Source organism: Dyadobacter frigoris, assembly GCF_005280585.1.
GTDB classification, from domain to species: Bacteria; Bacteroidota; Bacteroidia; order Cytophagales; family Spirosomataceae; genus Dyadobacter; species Dyadobacter frigoris.
This window is the reverse complement of the sequence record NZ_SZVO01000005.1, coordinates 31,484-51,245: the sequence shown is the minus strand read 5'-3', so window position 1 is coordinate 51,245 and position 19,762 is coordinate 31,484. Positions and strand designations below refer to the sequence as shown.

Here is a 19,762-nt window from a genome sequence, read left to right as displayed (position 1 = left end):
TGTAACTTTGTGCCTTAAATGACAAATTTAGTATTTGATCATTCTAAATTAACTCATTCATTCATTATATTCTCACATTCACTCATTCAAAATTCATTAATTAAACATATGTCATTAAAAACCCAGGTTGAATCAGGCATTAAAGATGCCATGAGGGCCAAAGATCAGGATTCATTACGCGCTTTGCGTGCGATCAAGTCAATGATTTTACTGGAAGAAACCAAAGGTGGCGGAACCGGCGAACTGACTTCTGACGATGAATTGAAATTGCTTACAAAAGCAGCAAAACAACGCAGAGAATCGGCCGATATTTATAAAACGCAAAACCGCCCTGATCTTCTGGAAAAAGAAGAAGCAGAACTTGCGATTATTGAGCAGTTTTTACCAAAGCAATTATCAGAAGGAGAAGTTACTGAAAAAATAAAGGAAATCATCACCCGCGTTGGTGCAACGGGTCCATCTGATATGGGTAAAGTGATGGGCGTTGCAACGAAAGAACTGGCCGGACAAGCAGATGGCCGCGTTGTTTCTACATTAGTAAAGAGTTTGCTCGCATGAAGTTATTGGATATTCTTATCCTGATTCCATTACTTTGGGGTGCTATACATGGTTACCGTAAGGGGCTGCTGATCGAGATTATCGGGATTGCAGGACTTGTGGTAGCCATGATCCTCGGATTTAAATTTCTTGGATTGGGAATGGAAGTTCTCACTCCGTATTTTGGTGACGGTACGGCCAAAAAAATTCTACCTTATATAGGTTTCTCTGCCGTCTTTTTTCCAACAATATTTTTATTAAATCAATTTGGCTACCGGATTAGACGCTCGCTCCGATATTCTATTTTAGGAACTTTCGATAGTTTTGCCGGCGCTATAGTCGGTATTTTTACCTGGGTTTTCGGGATCAGTGTATTTTTCTGGCTGGTTAATATGATCGGTGTAAAACTGCCTGAGCATCGCACGGCTGATACATTTATTTATCCGTTGATTATTCCGGTTGCTCCAAATGTTATCACCAAAGCATTAAGCTTAATGCCGGAAGGCAGCGAGCTTATCAGAGACTGGAAATCTGAATATCTGGATAAAGATAAAAAAGATGATAAAAATGAGGATGTGACGGAGGAAGAACCTGAAAACCGGAAAAAGAAATCGGATATGGAAAACGAATGATTTTTCAGGAAACGTTGTTAGGTTTTTTCATGCAATAATACGGAATCGATTTTCTTAAATTCTTTTAGTAATTGATATTCAGTACCTTTGCAAAAATTAAGGTTGCCATCAACAAAACCGGTGACAAATAGTTATAGAAAAAATGATTGAAGTACAAGAAAAGCAGGATATCAGGAAATTGAGTGTTGATCAGTTGAAAAGCTGGATGGCTGAGCATGGAGAAAAAGCTTTCCGTGCAAAACAAATTTATGAATGGATCTGGAAGAAATCGGCGTCATCTTTTGCCGAAATGACCAACCTTTCGTTAGCTACCCGACAATTGATCGATGAAAATTTCGTAATCAATTCCATGACTGTTGCCAAACAACAGCAAAGCAATGACGGTACTATAAAATCTGCTTTCAAACTATTTGACGGACATTTGGTGGAAGGTGTATTGATTCCAGCTGCCGACCGTATGACTGCCTGTGTGAGCAGCCAGGTGGGATGTTCGCTTACCTGTAAATTCTGCGCGACAGGTTACATGGAGCGTAAGAGAAACCTTGACGCAGCTGAAATTTATGATCAGGTTGTAGCCATTGCACGCCAGGCAGAAGCCAGTTTTAAGGCACCGCTTACCAATATCGTTTATATGGGAATGGGCGAACCTCTGCTTAATTATACGGCGGTTTTGAAATCGATTGAACATATTACTTCTCCGGAAGGATTGAATATGTCACCAAAGCGTATCACCGTTTCGACGGCGGGTATTGCTAAAATGATCAAAAAATTGGGTGACGACGAAGTTCGTTTCCGTCTTGCGCTTTCGCTTCACGCGGCAAACGATGAAAAACGTAATCGCATTATGCCAATCAATGAATCCAATTCTCTGGATAATCTTGCTGAGGCATTAAATTATTTCTACAAAAAAACCGGTAATCGTATCACGTTTGAATACATTGTTTTCAATAATTTCAACGATACATTGGAAGATGCAAGAGAGCTTTGGGAATTCACCAAACGTGTTCCGGCCAGGGTTAATATCATCGAATATAACCCGATTGCAGAAGCTGATTTCAAAAATACCGAAGCTGACCGTCTCGATAAATTCGCCGCTTTCCTTGAAGACAGAGGTGTTTCGGTTCACGTTCGCCGTAGTCGTGGGAAGGATATTGATGCAGCCTGCGGACAACTTGCCAACAAAGAAAAATAAAACTTTTTTTAATAAATCAACTGATTTTAATAGTCAACGGGATACTTCTGCCTATTCCCCGCATAACTTCCCAAAATAAAAGTGCTTTGTTAATGTTTATATGAATTTACTTAACAATTTCTTAACATTGCACTTGTAAAGAATCAGTAGTTTTGCCTCGAAATCATGTTCTTACCTAGTGGTGGACCTGCCGAACTATTTATTCTGCAACTATCATTAAAGTGAGTTTTATAAAGTAAACTTATACACTTCTTATGTTTGGTCTTGAAACCGACATTTTCCTCCTTCTCGCTTTTAGTCTCTTAGCGGCATGTGCCTTTGAATTTGTAAACGGTTTCCACGATACGGCCAATGCCGTAGCAACCGTAATTTACACCAACTCGTTGAAACCAAATATCGCCGTAATGTGGTCTGGTTTCTGTAACTTCCTGGGTGTATTTTTTGGTGGAATCGCCGTTGCAATGGGAATTGTGAATCTTCTTCCCGTCGAATTATTGATTGATCAAAATGTTTACCATAGTGTTGCTATGGTATTTTCGCTTCTTTTTAGCGCAATTATCTGGAATTTGGGTACATGGTGGTTTGGTCTGCCAAGTTCCAGTTCACATACACTGATCGGCTCTATCCTGGGTGTTGGTCTGGCATTTACTTTTATGCCGGAAAATACGCACGGTGCTGGTGTAAACTGGGCAAAAGCACAGGAGCTTTTTACTTCGCTGCTGACTTCGCCGATTTTTGGTTTTGCGCTGGCAATTATTATCATGTTTATTCTTCGACGTGCATTATCCAAACCACTTCGTGATGTAGTATTCAGCGAGCCTCAAAAAAATACGGCACCTCCAATCTGGATACGTGCTATTTTGATTACAACTTGTACATTAGTTAGCTTTTTTCACGGATCAAACGACGGTCAAAAAGGTGTAGGCCTTGTGATGTTGATATTGATAGGAATTGTTCCTGCGCATTTTGCTCTTGACAATAGTATCAATCCAAATGAAATGAAAACCGAGCTTGTCAGAATAGACGATACAATTGGCCGGGTAGATACAGTTGGGTTGTCGGCATCAGATCGTGAACATTGGCATACAATTAAAAACGAGATAGCACTGCTTACTATTCAGCTGAATAAACCTTTGGTTGATAATAAATTGCCGAAAGAAGTGCGTATGAATGCACGGAAATCATTGCTTTTAATAAGCCGTAATACAAAAACAATCCTTGAAAACGGAGACGCAAATCTTAACTCATCTGATACAGCCTTTTTGAAAGGTCAGGCTGGCGGAGAAAAAGGAATAAGAAGATTTACAGATTACGCGCCTGACTGGGTTATTTTAATGATCTCACTTTCCCTGGGTTTAGGAACGATGGTTGGCTGGAAAAGAATTGTTATTACCATTGGTGAAAAAATCGGTAAACAACATTTAACCTATGCGCAAGGTGCTTCTGCGGAATTGGTAGCAGCCAGTACAATTGGTGTTTCTTCGTACCTTGGATTACCCGTTAGTACAACACACGTACTGTCTTCCGGTATTGCAGGATCGATGGTGGCGAGTAAGGGAGTTAAAAACTTGCAGGCAGGTACGATCCGTAATATTGTAATTGCCTGGATTCTGACTTTGCCCGTAACCATGATTTTGTCAGGAAGTTTGTATGCTTTCTTCCGTTGGATACTTTAACTAGCTTTTAGCGATTAGTTTTGTTGGTTTGGGTTTGAATTAGTTTGCTAAAAAAATATACTGAAACCGTCTTGTGATTATTCACTGGACGGTTTCTTCGTTTAATTGTAATTCAGAATTAACCAGTGAGCAAACATTCCTGTTTTCAATCTTTCGGTATTTTTGTCCCCATATATGCAAGTCCAGGATTATTGATAAAAGTTCTGTTCCTTTTTCAGTCACTTCGTAAATAACCTGAGTAGGGGTTTTATCTGTCAAAACCATTTTGTTGACCAGATTTTCTTCTGTCAATTCACCCAACCTTTTTCCTAAAACCTGATCAGATAAGGAAGGAAATGCTTCTTTTAATCTGCTGAATTGTTGTACGCCTTTTGACACACTATACAAAATCTGCATTTTCCATCTTGGACTAATATTCGTCAGGATTTCATTTACCTCGCAGGATGCGGCCAGTACTTTCAGATTTTGAGCATTGGTCGAGCTTTCTTTTATTTCACTTGACATAATATGATTTGTTTTTAAACTCACTTTCGGGTGAGTTATTGACGCCTGAATATTGATGAACGAACTTTGCAGAAAAAATTAATTTATATGAAATCAATAAAAATTAAATCTGTAATCTCACATTTATTTCTGTCGGTATTGATACTAAGTTCCGTTATCAGTAACGCTCAATCGACTCAAAAAAATCCTGTATATGTTTTAGTTCATGGCGCCTGGCATGGCGGCTGGTGCTGGCAAAAGGTGAGTAAAAATCTTCGGGCAAATGGAGCTGAGGTTTACACGCCAACGTTAAGCGGACTAGGGGAACATCGGAATACTTTAAATAAAGACATAAATCTGGATACCCATATTGAAGATATTGTCAATCTGATTGTCATGGAAGATCTGCGCAATGTGATTTTAGTCGGCCATAGTTATGCAGGAACAGTCATCGCCGGTGTGGCCGACAGAATTCCAGAACGGCTTAATAAGCTAATATTTCTGGATGCAATGATTGTTAGAAATGGGGAAAGCGCTCTTTCTGTTCATCCAAAAGAAGCCCGGGAGTATTCCGAAAATTCATCCAAAAGCAGTAATGGGCTTAGTATTCCTTCGTTTCCGGTTGAGGCATTTGGTATTACAAATAAAGAAGATGCAAAATGGATAAACGAACGACTGACTCCACAACCTTTCAAAACTTTTACGCAGACTTTGGTGCTAAAAAATCCGTACGGCAATCATTTGCCGCTGATTTATATTGCTTGTACAAATCCGCAAATGCCCGTGTTGAAAACCTTTTCGGATCGTGTAAAAAATGATAAAAACTGGAAACATTATTCGTTAAATACCGGACATGACGCCATGATAACAGTTCCGGATGAACTTTCGGCTTTGCTTGAAAAGATTAGTAAATAAATTATAGTTAAGTAAAAAAGGAAAACTTCTCCCACGCGCCGGGAGAAGTTTTTTTTATTACCATAAACCAGAACAGGTAAAAACGTGTTTCTATTGTAACATACAAAAGCCGTTTGAAGATATATCCCGGTCTGAGTCAGACCAGCCGTATTCTTTGGTTTTGAAAAGTATATTCTCGTAATTCGGTCTGGATTTTTAACAATCAACAAAAAGCCAATTATTCACCATAATGACAACCATTGAAGAACAAGTAGCGCGTTACGGTTATGTGACTGAAACGATTGCAGAAGATATTGATTTGATTGCCGAAATTACCCGATTGAAAAAGGAGAAAAATGCAGTCATTTTAGCACACTATTATGTAAGTGCAGAAATTCAGGATTTGGCAGATTATATAGGAGATAGTTTAGGATTATCACAACAGGCTGCCGCTACGGAAGCGGATATGATCATTTTCTGCGGTGTTCATTTTATGGGCGAAACGGCAAAAGTTTTAAGCCCGAATAAAAAAGTAATTATTCCTGATTTGAACGCCGGTTGCTCACTCGCAGATTCTGCACCTGCCGATAAATTTGCTGAATTCAAAGCAAAATATCCTGATCATATCGTGATCAGTTATATCAATTGTTCGGCAGAAATCAAAGCTTTGACGGATATTGTTTGTACTTCTTCCAATGCTTTACAAATCGTAAACAGTTTACCAAAAGACCAGAAAATCATCTTCGCTCCGGATGCGAATCTGGGAAGATATGTAGCTCAGAAAACGGGTAGGGAGATGGTTTTGTGGGATGGCGCCTGTATCGTCCATATTGATATTTCCCGCGAAAAACTGGCCGAACTTCGTAAAGAAAATCCTGATGCTTTGTTAATCGCTCATCCGGAATGTAAGGAAGACATTCTGTTGCAAGCGGACTTTGTAAGCTCTACGACCGGACTTTTGAAATTTGTTCAGGAATCAAATCATGACAAATTTATTGTAGCTACCGAAGCCGGTATTCTGCATAAAATGAAACAGGCGGTTCCAAATAAAAAACTGATACCTGCGCCAGGATCTGATAACAATACCTGCGCATGTTCAGAGTGTCCTTACATGAAAATGAACACGCTGGAAAAAGTGTATAATGCACTTTATTACGAGCAGCCTGAGATTTTTGTACCCGAAGATATTCGTCTGAAAGCGTTTGAATCGGTTAACCGGATGCTTGAACTGAGTAAAGGGATTTAATTCCGGACTTATAGATGATAGAAATGGGATTTTCGGATTTGGCACAGTCTTTATCGAAAATCCCATATCTTGTCAGTCAAATTATTGAAACACGTTTACCATTATCCTATGCCCCAGTTCGATTTCCTGATCATCGGTTCCGGTATTGCCGGACTTAGTTATGCTGCAAAACTGGCACGACACTTTGAGAATACGCAGGAGCACGTTTCTATTGCCGTTATTACCAAAGTACAAGCTGATGAAACGAATACTAAATATGCCCAGGGTGGCATAGCTGTCGTTTGGGATAAATCGGATTCCTTTGAAAAGCATATCCATGATACAATGGATGCAGGGGATGGAATTAACAAACCTGATATTGTTGAAATCGTCGTAAAAGAAGCGCCGGAACGCATTCAGGAATTGATTGATTATGGTACCCGTTTTGATAAAGAGCCGGAAGGGAATTATGATCTTGCCAAGGAAGGCGGACATTCTGACCACCGGATTTTGCATTTTAAAGACATTACAGGAGCAGAAATTGAACGTGCACTTTTAGAAGAAGTCAAACGTCATAAAAATATTGAAGTTTTCACCCATTATTATGCGGTGGAGTTAATTACGCAGCATCATTTGGGGGAAACAGTTTACCGTTACCGTGAAGATATTAAATGTTTTGGCGCTTATGTTTTGAACCGCCGTTCAGGACAGGTTGAAAAGTTTTTGGCCAAAACAACGATGTTGGCAACAGGTGGAATTGGTAATATTTATCAAAGTACAACAAATCCTACAATCGCAACGGGTGATGGTATTGCCATGGCTTATCGTTCCAAAGGGATTTGTGATAATATGGAGTTCATCCAGTTTCATCCAACCAGTTTTTACCTTCCCGGAAAAAAACCTTCATTCCTTATTTCAGAAGCAGTTCGTGGTTTCGGTGGAATTCTGAAACGTGCTGACGGAAGTACTTTTATGGAATTGTATGATGACCGGCTTTCACTGGCACCACGTGATATCGTTGCCCGTGCCATTGACTCGGAAATGAAGAAAAACGGGGTGGATCATGTATATCTGGACGTACGCCATTGTGACTACGAAAAATTTCTGGAACATTTTCCAAACATCACACAGTATTGTTTAGATGCTGGTATTGATCTAAGAACAGAAATGATTCCCGTAGTTCCTGCCCAGCATTATATGTGTGGTGGAATCCGTGTTACGGAATGGGGAAAAACAAATATTAATTTCCTGTATGCGGTAGGAGAGTGCGCTTGTACAGGATTGCATGGTGCAAATCGTCTGGCATCAAATTCATTGTTGGAAGCAGTAGTTTTTGGTCACCGGGCTTATCAAAGCACACTGGAAAGTTTTGATAAAGCGATTGTACCCGATAATATTCCTGAGTGGGATGATTCAGGCACTACACATCCTGAAGAAAATGTTTTGGTAACAGAAATGACGCGTGAGTTAAACAGCATTATGTCAAATTACGTAGGTATTGTCCGTACCGATCGTCGTATGAAACGTGCTTATGACCGCCTGGAATTGTTGCACCAGGAGCATGAAGAATTGTATCGCCAGTCCAAAGTTTCAGTAGCAATTTGTGAATTAAGAAATATGATTTCTGTTTCTTATCTGATCATTAAAATGGCGATGGCGAGACGTGAAAATATAGGTTTGCACTTTAATGCGGATCATGTGAAGAGTTGATTGTTGGGGATTTCTCCTAAAAGAAAAATGTAAATATTATCGACAAAAAGATAGTAACCCAAGGTTTTAACCTTGGGTTTTTAATGCTAAAATGCCTCCGGCTTTAGCAATAGCCATTCAACTAAATCTTCGCTATTAGTTTCTCCCAGATGATTATTGCCCTATTTTTCTTGCTAAAACATGGGCATAAGGTATTGGTATTTGGGGGAATTCCTACTTTTTAACGACATATTTAAGATTGTCAAAGAAACGTTGAATAAGTCTTCGGTCGTTAGTGATTATTTCTGCTGATCCTTTCATCTCAAACTTGGGTTGCAGTTTCGTTCCATAATTTGTTTTCAATTCCTCGGGAAAACTGATTGTAACGAGATAAGTTTCTACATCTCCTTCGGATGTTTTAACTGAATTTGAAGTGAGGGATATGGAGTTGACTTTTCCTGTTATTGAGCCGTATTCCATATACGGGTAATCTTCAAGTTTAACGATGACTTCCTGCCCTGTTTTCACTTTACCTGATCCCATGGCAGGTAAAAGAACCTGTCCAAAAAGTGCTTCCTGTTTGGGGACAATGGTGAAGATGGGCTCTCCTGTCTGAATAAATTGATTGTTGTTCCAAAATTTCAAGAACTGGACTTTACCAGCGAATGGTGAAACAAAAACATACTTTTGTCGCCAGGCTTTTATTTTATCACTGAGATCATTGTAAGTGGTTAATAACTCTAAATCAAGCTGTCTTTCTTTTTCATTTTTGAGAATAGCAGTTTCCTGGATTTTACTTTCCGTTTGACTTACTTGCTCACGTGCATTGGCGATATCACGCAGGGTGGATTGATATTGATCTTTTGCGCCTACAAACTTTATTTTAGTAAGATCAAAATCTGCTTTGCTCACAACTTTATTACGAAGTAAAGTGGAATCACGGTCAAAAAAGCGTCTGTATAATCTTTGGTTTTCCGAGCTGATTTTTGATCTTTCATATGACACCATTAATACGCGTTGCTGTTGCAGTATTAATTTTTGAAATGCTTCTGTTTGCTGATCGAAACTTCTATTGCTATGATAGTCGGATAACTGTTTTACAGCATTAAGAAAGCTGAAATAAGTACTGCTGAGTTCTCCTGCTGAAATTTCCCTCGGCAAGGATTCATATAAATCAGGTGCATTCTCAATCGGGAATTTAATTTTAGAAATTGCTTCTGAAAGCATGCTCACATGGTTCACATCAGCCGAATTTTCTATATATGCAATTACCTGATTTTCCTTAACACCATCTTGCGATTTAATATTCTTTAACTGCAATTTCCCCGAGCCCATTGCGACTAATTTTAACGGAGCTTGATTAGCATTGATTGTTACCTGTCCTGAAACGATATCAGGATAACGAACCTGCCAGCCAAAAAACAATATAAGCGTAATAATTAATAGAATCAGTAATGTAATTCGTGAGCCGAATTTTGTTGGCATTCGCTCAATGATATCCTGAATTTCCTCTGTTCGGGGATAGTTTTTTTCTGTAATGTCTTCCATATGCTTTTGATTAAGATATCATCATTTCATGATTGGACATTTGTAATAATTTCAATACTCTCTTTATTTGATATGGGCGCAGTGCTACTTTGTAAATCGGTTTGTGTTTGTACCAATTTGTAATAATGCCCCTTCCTTTCAAGTAAAAAATCATGATTGCCCATTTCCACAATCATCCCACCTTGCATCACCACAATTTGATCTGCTTTCCGGATCGTACTCAGGCGATGTGCTACTACCACTACCGTTTTGTTCTTGAATACTTCATCTAAGGCTTTCACGATTTTTTGTTCGTTAATTGTATCCAGTGCGTTGGTTGCTTCGTCAAAAAATAAGTAGTCTGGATCTTTATACAACGCTCTTGCTATCAAAATTCTTTGCTTTTGTCCACCACTAAGTCCGCGTCCCTGCTCACCCATTTTAGTTTGATAACCTAACGGTAAGGACTCTATTTCGGCAGCAATGTTTGCAGTTTCAACCGCTTTGCGCAAACGCTGATAATCCATTTTTTCATCGTCAAGAACTATATTATTTAAAATGGTATCGTTGAAAATTTTTCCATCCTGCATTACAGCGCCGCATTTTTCACGCCATTGATGTAAACTGATATTGTTGATGTTTAGTCCGCCGATTGTAATTTCGCCATAAGAAGGTTTATATAATCGAAGAAGTAATTTGAGTAAGGTTGATTTACCACTTCCACTGTCACCCACAATCGCTGTTACTTTTCCTTCCGGTATAATAAGATGTAAACCCCGAAGAATAAGTGGTGAAACCTGTGTGTACTGGAAGGCGACATTTTTTATTATCAGGTCTTTCTTCTCCGGTAATTCAATATTATTTTGTCCGGTATCTTCATCCTCGTCAGGTAACTGATGTATTTCATTAAGTCTTAAAAAACTTATTTGAGCGAATTGAAAAGAAATAATAAATTGAATGAATTGGACGACAGGGCCATTGAGCATTCCAATAATAAACTGTGTTGAGATCATGACACCAAAAGTTATCTCACCGTTGATAACTGCTTTTGCACAATAAAATGTTATAAACAGATTTTTTAGATTGTCAATGAATTGTCCTCCAAGATTCTGTGCATTGTAATAGTCAACACCCGCATATTGACCTGGTACAGCCTTGCTTGTATACTTTCCCATTTCCAGCGTTTTTGTTTTTCATAATTATTGATCTTTATATCGGTTATGCTTTCTACTGTTTCCACCCAGTAGCTTTGATTTTTTGCGGTCAATTCAAAATATTCCCAGTCCAGTTTCTTTCGTATCTGTAAGAAACCAAGTATCCAGAAGACATAAAGAATACTGCCAACTAAAAAAATATAAAAGATGATTGTATTGTAAATCAAAAGGATGATCCCGAAAATGAGAAACGTCAGCCCTGAAAAAATCAGGTTAAGCGAGTTATTCATGATGAAACTTCTAATCCGCTCATGATCATTGGCCCGCTGTAAAATATCACCCATCATCTTGTTCTCAAAGAAAGTAACAGGCAGTTTCATGAGCTTGATGAGGTAATCCGATATCAGGGCAATATTCACGCGTGAAGTAAGATGTTGCAATATCCAGTCCCTGACAGCATTACTTAGGGTAATACAAACTATGAGTGCAACATTTGCAAACAATACGATATTGATAAAATCCAGATCATGCGTTTGAATGCCGACGTCAATGACAGCCTTGGAAATAAATGGAAGTGCTGCCTGCATCAATGTTACCAGCAGCATGATAATAAAAAGGTTGAGAAAACTTTTTTTATAAGGAGTAAAATAACCTAAGAAATTTTGAAGCGTTTTTCTCCGCTCCGATTTCTCATTTGCATGACGTTGTTTAAAATCTGCCTGGGGCTGTAAGATCAGGATGGTTCCCTTATTATCATTATTATTGTGGTTGACTTGCGCCCAATATTTTGTAAATTCTTCGGAAGTATAAGTTACCAGCCCTTTTGCAGGATCTGAAACGTAAATAGTTGCCTTAGTGATTTCTTTGGAAGAAGGATTCTTATTTTTCCAATTGGCCGTTGCTTTTGCATTGTACACCACTACGAAGTGATTATTATTCCAGTGTATAATGGCAGGCAAAGGTATCTTGTACAAAATATCTTCCAATGTACATTTTGCAGAAAGGCTGCGAAGACCTATTTTTTCTGCTGCATGGCCGATTCCCAGTAAGGAAACTCCTTCACGGGTATTACCGCACAGGTCCCGTAAGTATTGAAGAGAATAATATTTGCCATAGTACTTCGCTATCATTTTGAGACAGGCCGGACCGCAATCCATCATATCCATTTGCATGTCGGAAGGAAACTTATTGAACATCATGGTGTGTGTTTATGAATGATTCGAATAAAATATGCAAAATTTGATTAAAATATGATTTTTTTGATTAAAAATATAAATATTTTGTTTTTTGTAAAACTAGGATGATATATTTAAAAATCAAATTTATTTATCCAACCAAACCAATATGAATTATGCGTACAAAAGCGATATTAGCTTTAGACCTGCTTGAGCAGGAATTGGAACTACTAACTGACAATCAGCAATGGTGTATCCTGGGAGGAGATCGGGAATATTGGAATGCCTCTAACGGAGTTTCCTACTATCGAGATAGCTCTAATGACCCGTGGACAGCCTGCGATAATTTGAATGAGGTAACGATAAGATCTGGTAACAGCTACAACGCTGGCAATACCAGTAATGGATATTATAATCCGCAAAATGGGTCTACTGCCGGTGGTGGGTATAGTGAAGGTTCTAGTAGTGCTAGTCTGAGTTCTAACGGCTATTTAAACAATTCTCCTAATGGCTATAATTCATCGAATGGGAATGTCAATGGATTAACTCCTTTTCTTGACCTTCAGGATCAGGTCAGTTTTGCCATTTCACATGGCTTGGCATGGAAAGAGACATATTCAGTAGCGAACCTTGCTTTTGCCGGAAGGTTGAATACAGCTACTGTTTTGAACAATATAGTTACTTTGGATGTACTTGGCGATTTGAATCTGGAAAATTTAAAAGGTGTAGGGATCGTCAATGCAGCAGGGAAGGTATTGGGTATTAGTTCAGCTGCTTTTGCTGTTGGTACATTAGTTGCTGATTTAAATGACGGTGATAGAAGTGCATCTGCTCTTCACTGGGCGGATGCTGGTATCAGTGTCGGTTCTTTATTTCTTAAATCTAATCTCGTTGGTTTTGCCGTGTCTGGTAGTTGGTTGTTAATTAAAGGTGAATTTGAATAATAAATGATCGCTATGCTTGATAGACTATATTATGTGATTTTGAGTTATTATTCCCGCAACACAGAACATAAAATTGATACGCCAGGAATAACTGTTTTTTTTATTTTTACGATCCTTTTTTATTGTCTGGCGTATGTATTGATTCTTCCAACAATTGATATTATTAATTATCCTGATCATGCACAGCTTACTATCGGAAAACCTACTATGCTAGGCATCCTTATTACATCTGGTGCTTTGGTTTATTTACTGTTTATCCGGAATAAGAGATATCTCAAAATATACACGAAATACCGAAGCGACACTTTTTTGAACAGTAAAACGGGACGTTGGGTTTATTGGGGCATTTATATCTTGTTGCTGTTGTCGCCTGTTATTTATATAGAAATAAGATTTAGTTTACTGAACTTCTAAGTAATTGGGGTGTTCAGTTGACAATTAATACGAGGTCACGGCGAGTGGAAATACTCTGGTGCGTCGTGACCTTTCCTTTTGAACAAATTTGGGCCCAGTGTTCCGAGGCTCGTCTTTTTGTACTGGGATTAAATGGAGGTATAGTAATAAATTGGTGGCACGGTGTTATTCGCTTGGGAAATGCATGAGTGTATAAATGAGCATCCTTAGAATGATAAGATTTTTGTATATATATTATTACACTTTTTTCTCTATGCATCATAGAGATAATCTAGATGGTACTGTAAGAGATCCTGCTTGGTATACGGCCCTTCTTCAGGTTAGTATTGGAGTTATAGGATTGATGTACTTTTTGTTAATAGTTTGGGAAGAAATAAGTGGTATGCGCTCAGGTGTGGGAAGTTCAAATAAGTATATTTCCAGCCTTGTTTTAATTGTGATGATATCCTCCATATTGTATTACCTCCTCTTCAAAGTTTACAAGGTATCCAAAGAGACCGGTCTGACAGAAAAGTATTATTTTGTCGTTACCCAAAAAATCAAGATATTTTTCTGGGCGTTCTGGATACTTTCTATTTTCGGTACTTTCATTTTTGGATATGTCGTCAGAGATTTGGGTTTGTTTAGCGTGTGAATTATACAGAAGTGCTTGTTGAATCCTTAGCGGTATATTATGTTTGATAAATTATTTTACGTGATTTTGAGTTACTATTCGCGTAACACGGAGCATAAAATTGACACACCTGGAATAACGGTTTTCTTTATTTTTTCAATGCTTTTTTTCTGCTTGGCGTATTTATTAATTCTTATTTCAATTGATATTATTAATTACCCTGTTTACCCCTTACTTAAGTTATCAAAAATTACGGTTCTGGGTATTGGTGCCGCATCAAGTTTGGCGGTTTATTTACTTTTTATTCTAAATAAGAGATATCTCAAAATTTACTCCAAATACCGGAGCGATTCTTTTTTAAACAGTAAAACAGGACGTTGGATTTATTGGGGTATTTATATCTTGTTGTTGTTATCACCTATTATTTTTATAAAAATAGAAGGTAGTTTTATTTATGATGTTGTAAAATAACGCCTCTTGCGGTGGGATACATCCAAATAGTTAAAAGTCTTGAAATTAATTTAAGGTTACGGTGCAAGAATATCATTTGTGCCGTAACCGTTTATTACTAAATCGCTCATTATAAGTGCAACAAGCATCAGTTTTTATTCCAACGTACAATGGAGGGAAATATATTCAATCAGCCCTACAAAGTGTGCTCTCCCGGAAATACGCTGATTATGAAATCCTGATTATTGATGATGGAAGCATGATAGCATTTGGTTTTTCCAATGGTGGAAGTTTGAGTGGAGTAAATGGTGGTTATAACCCATGGATGGGTGGCGGTACTGTTCTGTTTGCCTGGGAAATGTATGAATTTATACAGGAGGATTGAGTCAAATGATAAAATTTCTTTATATCTATTATTATACTTTTTTTACCATGCATCATAAATATAATTTGGATGGCTCGGTAAAAAGCCCCGCGTGGTATACCGCTCTTCTCCAGGTAAGTATGGGAATTGGAGGGATATTTTATATTCTGGTGATAGTTATCGAAGAAATAACAAATGAACGTTCTGGCTTAGGTACTTCTAATAAATATATAACGAGTTTAACGTTATCGGTAGTTCTATGTTCAGTGGTATATTACCTACTCTTTAAAGTCTATAAAGTATCCAAAGAGACGGGTCTAACAGAAAATTATCATTTTGTCGTTACCCAAAAAATCAAGATATTTTTCTGGGCGTTCTGGATACTTTCTATTTTCGGTACTTTCATTTTTGGATATGTCGTCAGAGATTTGGGTCTGTTTAGCAGGTGAATTATACTGGAATGTTTGTTGAATCCTTAGTGGTACATTATGTTTGATAAATTATTTTACGTGATTTTGAGTTATTATTCGCGTAAAACGGAACATAAAACAGATACTCCTGTGATAACGGTTTTTTTTATCTCTTCACTGGTCTTGTGCTGTTTTACCTTGCTTGTTATAACCGTTTTGACTGTCTTAACAAATCCGGAGAGTAGGAATCTTGGCATTTCAAAAACAGATGGATATTTGATACTTTCTATATCTTGTGGTATAATTTATTTCTTATTCATTCGAAATAAAAGGTATTTGAAAATATACTCAAGGGATAGAAGTGATGTGTTCTTAAATAGTAAAAGCGGCCGTCTGGTTTATTGGTGTATGTTGGCTTTCATCATTTTGTCTCCTTTTATTTTTATGGTATTACGAAATCGATTGGTTTTTGGCCGTTGGATTTAATGGGATGTAAAGTTTATCAATGGTGATCGGTATTGTAATTATTTTAAGAGTCCCGATGGCAGCACCGGGGCTCTTTTTTCTCCTTTTATTAAATATGCCAGAAACGACCGTTTTGATCCCCTCTTATAATGGAGCAAAATATATCCAGTCAGCCCTGCAAAGCGTGCTCTCCCAGAAATACACTGATTATGAAATCCTTATTATTGATGACGGAAGTACCGATAATACCGAAGAACTGGTTAAAACACTAGACAATAAACGTATACGTTATTACAAAAATGAAAGTAATATGGGTATTGTTGCCAGTTTGAACCGTGGTTTGGATCTGGCCAAGGGGAAGTACATTGCCCGTATGGATGCAGATGATCTTATGCTTGGTGACAGATTACAAAGCCAGGTAGATTTTTTAGAGAAGAATAAGAATTACGGAATGGTCGGCTGCTGGTATCATACGATTGATGAAAATGGTTGGATAATCCATACACGTAAAACATTGACTGATCATGATACTTTGCGGATGAGTTTAATTTTTCGCAATCAGTTTGCTCACTCCTCAGTAACCATGCGCACGGAAATTGCCCGGAAACTACGATATGATCCGGAATTCCAATATTGCGAAGATCATGATTTATGGATCCGCTTTTCAGAAGTTTGTAAGGTTACCAATCTGTCAATATTAGGGCTTTCGTACCGCTGGTATTCTGATAATAGTTGTAACAGGCACCAAAGGGATTTGAAAATAAGAGTACTTTCATTATTGTCCAGAGAACTTGAAAAATTGGACATAATCCATTCCGTTGAAGAATTAAAATTGCATGCAGCAATTTGTTTCGGTTTGGCCGGTCCTTTTTTATCAGAGGCTATTAAGAAAGAAGGACTGGATCAATGGATTTGTAAAATATTGAATTCTCCGGTTCTTAACAAAAGATATGGTGCGAAATGGTTGAATGATTTCCACAAAAAAATCAATGATTTATTTTTTTAAAGTATTGAAGTCAGCAAATTGAATTGCTGTGCTACAACTATTTCTTTTCAATATAAGACACACATTTCATGAAATTATTCTTCATCCTCATTTCTAATCTGCTATGTTTTTCTGCTTTTGCGCAGCAAGAGATTCGTGTCTTTTTCGAAAAGAAAAACAATGGCTACATCCTTTACGCAGATAATAATGCCTTTTGCCCTGTTACCATGTCGCTGGATTTGAACTTAGTTAATTTTAGCTTTTCAAAAGGTGAAAAGAAGATTTTTGTAATACCTCAAAAAACCGAGAAGTTTCTGTTGGGAGAATTAGATGTTATATATCCTGCAATGCCTAATAAATTCTCATATAATTATCTTTTCAGTTTGGGTAATATCTATAATATCAGATACGATGAGGCGTATGAATATGATCTGCCATTTCTAAAAAACAAAGACTATTATCTTGTCCAGGGATACCATGGGAGCTTCTCCCACCAAAATGATAATGCGCTGGATTTTATAATGGCAGAGGGAACGGAGATTGCGGCTGTCAGGGAAGGTGTTGTGGTCAAAGTTGTACAGAGCAATACAGAGTCATGCCTGAGAGAAGAGTGTAAGAAAATGCATAATTACATACTCATTTACCATTCAGATGGCACAATCGCCAACTATTCACATCTGATGCAAAATGGATCAAAAGTGTCAGCTGGCGATATTGTTAAAAAAGGTCAGGTGATAGGCCTAAGTGGAAACACAGGTTTCAGCAGCGGTCCACATCTGCATTTCTCCTGTTCGCTCTTACTTGGTATCGAAAAATATCAGACTGTCAGAACAAAATTCAGGATTGGTGATGGTAATAATTCTGAATATTTACAGGAGAAATGTCTTTATATGAAGGGTTATTAACAAAAAAATAAAGGTTCATTTGTCAAAATGCATTTTATAATGAATTTCTGCATAGGATACATGTGCCGAAATATCTCTGGCTTTAGCCATAGCTACCTAAGAGTAGTTTCTTTGAAGTAAGATTATCTCAATGGCTAAACCGGGGGAGACTTATGCTCTTGGACCCAATGTTAAAACCTTGGGTTAGTTACTTAGCCGAGGCAACAACCTTCCGTGATTTCCTCGTAATCACCCGATTCAACACATTAGCACCGATTTTCTCACCCAAACGGGTTCCTTCTTCCACGCCGTCACGGTAATGGATTCCACCATAAACACGGCTAATGGAAGCGTCCCAATAAGCTTCTTTAAATGACTTGAACGACTTGACACCATGTCCGTATTTTTTCTCGGTAGTATCGGTGAATGCTACATTTTCGCCAATTAGTTTAGCTAGTACCGTTCCACAGGCAGCAGAAATTGTGCTATGCCCGCTTACATATTCAGGGAAAGCCGGTGTTTCCAGAAATGGCCTCCAGTTTGGGTCCCAGTTATTATTAATTACTGTTTCCGGACGTATACGTACACTTCGGTATTTTTCATCCCAGCACGAAACAAATGCGTCAAAAAGAGAAAGTGCTCCCAAAGTGTAAGTTTCATTGACCTGCATCAGATTTAATTTTTTGTCTGTTGTCACGTTTTTGATGATGGCCAGCCAGTGGCCTGCCGGAGTCATTTTTTTATTGGCAAACATCGCATGACCGACCACATTGGTTACAAACGCATTGTCATCCCAAAAGTAAGCCGTTGCTTTTTGCTCTTCTGTTAGATTCTTTCCTATGTTATAAACCTCCATAGCCAGTTTCATAAACGGACTGTTTTTGTTTAGATCGTATTTGGCTGGCGGCGGACAGCGGAATTGTGTTACGGAATCCAGCGCGAAAGTCCTTACGGTGTTCCACATAGGTTCGCACGCATCAGCATAAGCTGGCGGCGTTGGTACCCAGGTACCGGGCTCGTTGGTTACAGTATAACGGAAACCGCGTATTTCTTTGTAATGATCTTTTGATGCATGGGCCAAAACGTGCTTTGCAACTGTGTCACCATAGGCAATAGATCGTTTGTATACATCTTCCGGAATGCCCATTTCTTCATATTTCTGAAAAAGATCCTTTTCATAATCATCCCACAGGTTACCCGAAAAGGTTAGCGTCCGGCCAACCACTGTAAAAGCTTTTATGCTTGCCAGCGGAAAACAATATGCCGCGCCTGGCTCAGGTTTTGGTGGTGTTGTAAATTTGTTGATTTGTCCGGCCAGTGACTGATATTCCGGATAGCCTGGCACCAGAGCTTCGTAAGCAGCCAGAAAGGAATAACTATATATCCGGCTTGCAACAGGAGGTTTGAATATATCATGGATTATTACATCCGTGAGCTGCGTGGTGGTTTCGTGGAAAAGTTTGGGGTCCGATGCTTTTGCGTTATATTCTTCAGGCGTAGAAGATTTTTTGCATGAGTAGGTAAAAATGGTAGCTAAAACCAGTATGCTGATGCTTATAAATTTCATTGTATAATTTAAAAAATTACGAATGGTCGGGTAACAAATATACCAGAGTAACTCACGAAGATAATCAAGAAAAATTAATAGCAGGCCAATTATTTTCAATAAGAAAATCAATATAAAAAAAAGAAATTATCTAGTTAGTCAATAGCTTTTGAGATCGATTTTTTTATGGTTAGGAAATTTCATGAAATAAATGAATTGGTATTTTTTTTGCAGTTATCTCTTGTATTTTGATCAAAGGCTAAACAGTTTAGTTGATTATTATTGTTATTTTCTTATAAAACATATTCATAAATAAAGAGTGCTTTTTTTTGTGATAAATTTAATATCTTTTTGTATATCCAAATGAGTAAAAAGAATATTCGTGGACTTATTTGATATATTAATGTAGATAAGGAGTTTTGTAATCCGTTGTTCTCAAAAGCTACTGTTTCGAACGTTATGAAATTATTTTTTTTGTCACATTTAACCCCTATTGAATGCTA

At 37.9% G+C, this 19,762-nt stretch carries 19 protein-coding genes; 14 read left to right on the top strand and 5 right to left on the bottom strand.

Annotation, left to right across the window (positions count from 1 at the left end):
* Positions 1-108 precede the first annotated feature (108 nt).
* The 4 genes from FDK13_RS11595 to FDK13_RS11580 all read left to right on the top strand — a co-directional run bounded on the left by FDK13_RS11595 (position 109) and on the right by FDK13_RS11580 (position 4,037).
* Positions 109-558, top strand: a complete 450-nt coding sequence (locus tag FDK13_RS11595) for a GatB/YqeY domain-containing protein (protein WP_137340167.1) — start codon at positions 109-111, stop codon at positions 556-558.
* Positions 555-1,169 carry a CvpA family protein gene (locus FDK13_RS11590; protein ID WP_137340166.1) on the top strand — a complete coding sequence of 205 codons (615 nt, stop codon included), beginning with the start codon at positions 555-557 and terminating at the stop codon, positions 1,167-1,169. The genes FDK13_RS11595 and FDK13_RS11590 overlap by 4 nt, the downstream gene beginning before the upstream one ends.
* 142 nt (positions 1,170-1,311) lie before the next feature.
* On the top strand, positions 1,312-2,361 hold the full coding sequence (gene rlmN / locus FDK13_RS11585; RefSeq protein ID WP_137340165.1) for a dual-specificity RNA methyltransferase RlmN: 1,050 nt from the start codon (positions 1,312-1,314) through the stop codon (positions 2,359-2,361).
* 254 nt (positions 2,362-2,615) lie between these two features.
* Entirely contained in the window at positions 2,616-4,037 is a 1,422-nt protein-coding gene (locus tag FDK13_RS11580; RefSeq protein WP_137340164.1) for an inorganic phosphate transporter, read from the top strand.
* 81 nt (positions 4,038-4,118) lie between these two features.
* On the opposite strand, the gene FDK13_RS11575 is transcribed toward FDK13_RS11580, so the two are convergent.
* Complete coding sequence (locus FDK13_RS11575; protein WP_137340163.1) at positions 4,119-4,541, bottom strand: winged helix-turn-helix transcriptional regulator; 423 nt, start codon at positions 4,539-4,541, stop codon at positions 4,119-4,121.
* Positions 4,542-4,628: 87 nt separating this feature from the next.
* On the opposite strand from FDK13_RS11575, the gene FDK13_RS11570 reads away from it, so the two are divergent.
* From FDK13_RS11570 to nadB, 3 genes are all read left to right on the top strand, one after another.
* The gene (locus tag FDK13_RS11570; protein WP_137340162.1) at positions 4,629-5,435 is read left to right on the top strand and encodes an alpha/beta fold hydrolase; all 807 of its coding nucleotides are present in this window, start codon (positions 4,629-4,631) and stop codon (positions 5,433-5,435) included.
* 229 nt (positions 5,436-5,664) lie between these two features.
* A complete protein-coding gene (nadA, locus tag FDK13_RS11565) occupies positions 5,665-6,660 on the top strand; it encodes a quinolinate synthase NadA (RefSeq protein ID WP_137340161.1) in 996 nt (331 codons plus the stop codon).
* A gap of 108 nt (positions 6,661-6,768) precedes the next feature.
* The gene (gene nadB, locus FDK13_RS11560; protein ID WP_137340160.1) at positions 6,769-8,349 is read left to right on the top strand and encodes an L-aspartate oxidase; all 1,581 of its coding nucleotides are present in this window, start codon (positions 6,769-6,771) and stop codon (positions 8,347-8,349) included.
* A 213-nt stretch (positions 8,350-8,562) separates the two neighbouring features.
* Here nadB and FDK13_RS11555 read toward each other — a convergent pair whose 3' ends face one another.
* The 3 genes from FDK13_RS11555 to FDK13_RS36095 are packed head-to-tail and all read right to left on the bottom strand — an operon-like array spanning position 8,563 to position 12,208.
* The gene (locus tag FDK13_RS11555) at positions 8,563-9,876 is read right to left on the bottom strand and encodes a beta-barrel domain-containing protein (protein WP_137340159.1); all 1,314 of its coding nucleotides are present in this window, start codon (positions 9,874-9,876) and stop codon (positions 8,563-8,565) included.
* A gap of 26 nt (positions 9,877-9,902) precedes the next feature.
* Positions 9,903-11,030, bottom strand: a complete 1,128-nt coding sequence (locus tag FDK13_RS36100) for a peptidase domain-containing ABC transporter (protein ID WP_229216013.1) — start codon at positions 11,028-11,030, stop codon at positions 9,903-9,905.
* A complete protein-coding gene (locus FDK13_RS36095; RefSeq protein ID WP_229216012.1) occupies positions 10,934-12,208 on the bottom strand; it encodes a peptidase domain-containing ABC transporter in 1,275 nt (424 codons plus the stop codon). The genes FDK13_RS36100 and FDK13_RS36095 overlap by 97 nt, the downstream gene beginning before the upstream one ends.
* Before the next feature lie 152 nt (positions 12,209-12,360).
* Here FDK13_RS36095 and FDK13_RS11545 point away from each other — a divergent pair, with 152 nt between their 5' ends.
* The 7 genes from FDK13_RS11545 to FDK13_RS11515 all read left to right on the top strand — a co-directional run bounded on the left by FDK13_RS11545 (position 12,361) and on the right by FDK13_RS11515 (position 17,734).
* Complete coding sequence (locus FDK13_RS11545) at positions 12,361-13,128, top strand: hypothetical protein (protein ID WP_137340158.1); 768 nt, start codon at positions 12,361-12,363, stop codon at positions 13,126-13,128.
* A 12-nt stretch (positions 13,129-13,140) separates the two neighbouring features.
* Positions 13,141-13,542 (top strand): hypothetical protein, encoded by a 402-nt coding sequence (locus tag FDK13_RS11540; RefSeq protein ID WP_137340157.1) that lies wholly within the window; start codon positions 13,141-13,143, stop codon positions 13,540-13,542.
* Positions 13,543-13,795: 253 nt separating this feature from the next.
* Entirely contained in the window at positions 13,796-14,176 is a 381-nt protein-coding gene (locus tag FDK13_RS11535) for a hypothetical protein (RefSeq protein ID WP_137340156.1), read from the top strand.
* Between the two features lie 39 nt (positions 14,177-14,215).
* On the top strand, positions 14,216-14,626 hold the full coding sequence (locus tag FDK13_RS11530; protein WP_137340155.1) for a hypothetical protein: 411 nt from the start codon (positions 14,216-14,218) through the stop codon (positions 14,624-14,626).
* A gap of 115 nt (positions 14,627-14,741) precedes the next feature.
* On the top strand, positions 14,742-14,990 hold the full coding sequence (locus FDK13_RS11525) for a glycosyltransferase family 2 protein (protein ID WP_137340154.1): 249 nt from the start codon (positions 14,742-14,744) through the stop codon (positions 14,988-14,990).
* 969 nt (positions 14,991-15,959) lie between these two features.
* Complete coding sequence (locus tag FDK13_RS11520; protein ID WP_170982783.1) at positions 15,960-16,850, top strand: glycosyltransferase family 2 protein; 891 nt, start codon at positions 15,960-15,962, stop codon at positions 16,848-16,850.
* Positions 16,851-16,918: 68 nt separating this feature from the next.
* Entirely contained in the window at positions 16,919-17,734 is an 816-nt protein-coding gene (locus FDK13_RS11515) for a M23 family metallopeptidase (protein ID WP_137340152.1), read from the top strand.
* 187 nt (positions 17,735-17,921) lie between these two features.
* Here FDK13_RS11515 and FDK13_RS11510 read toward each other — a convergent pair whose 3' ends face one another.
* The gene (locus tag FDK13_RS11510) at positions 17,922-19,280 is read right to left on the bottom strand and encodes a vanadium-dependent haloperoxidase (RefSeq protein WP_137340151.1); all 1,359 of its coding nucleotides are present in this window, start codon (positions 19,278-19,280) and stop codon (positions 17,922-17,924) included.
* Positions 19,281-19,762 lie beyond the last annotated feature (482 nt).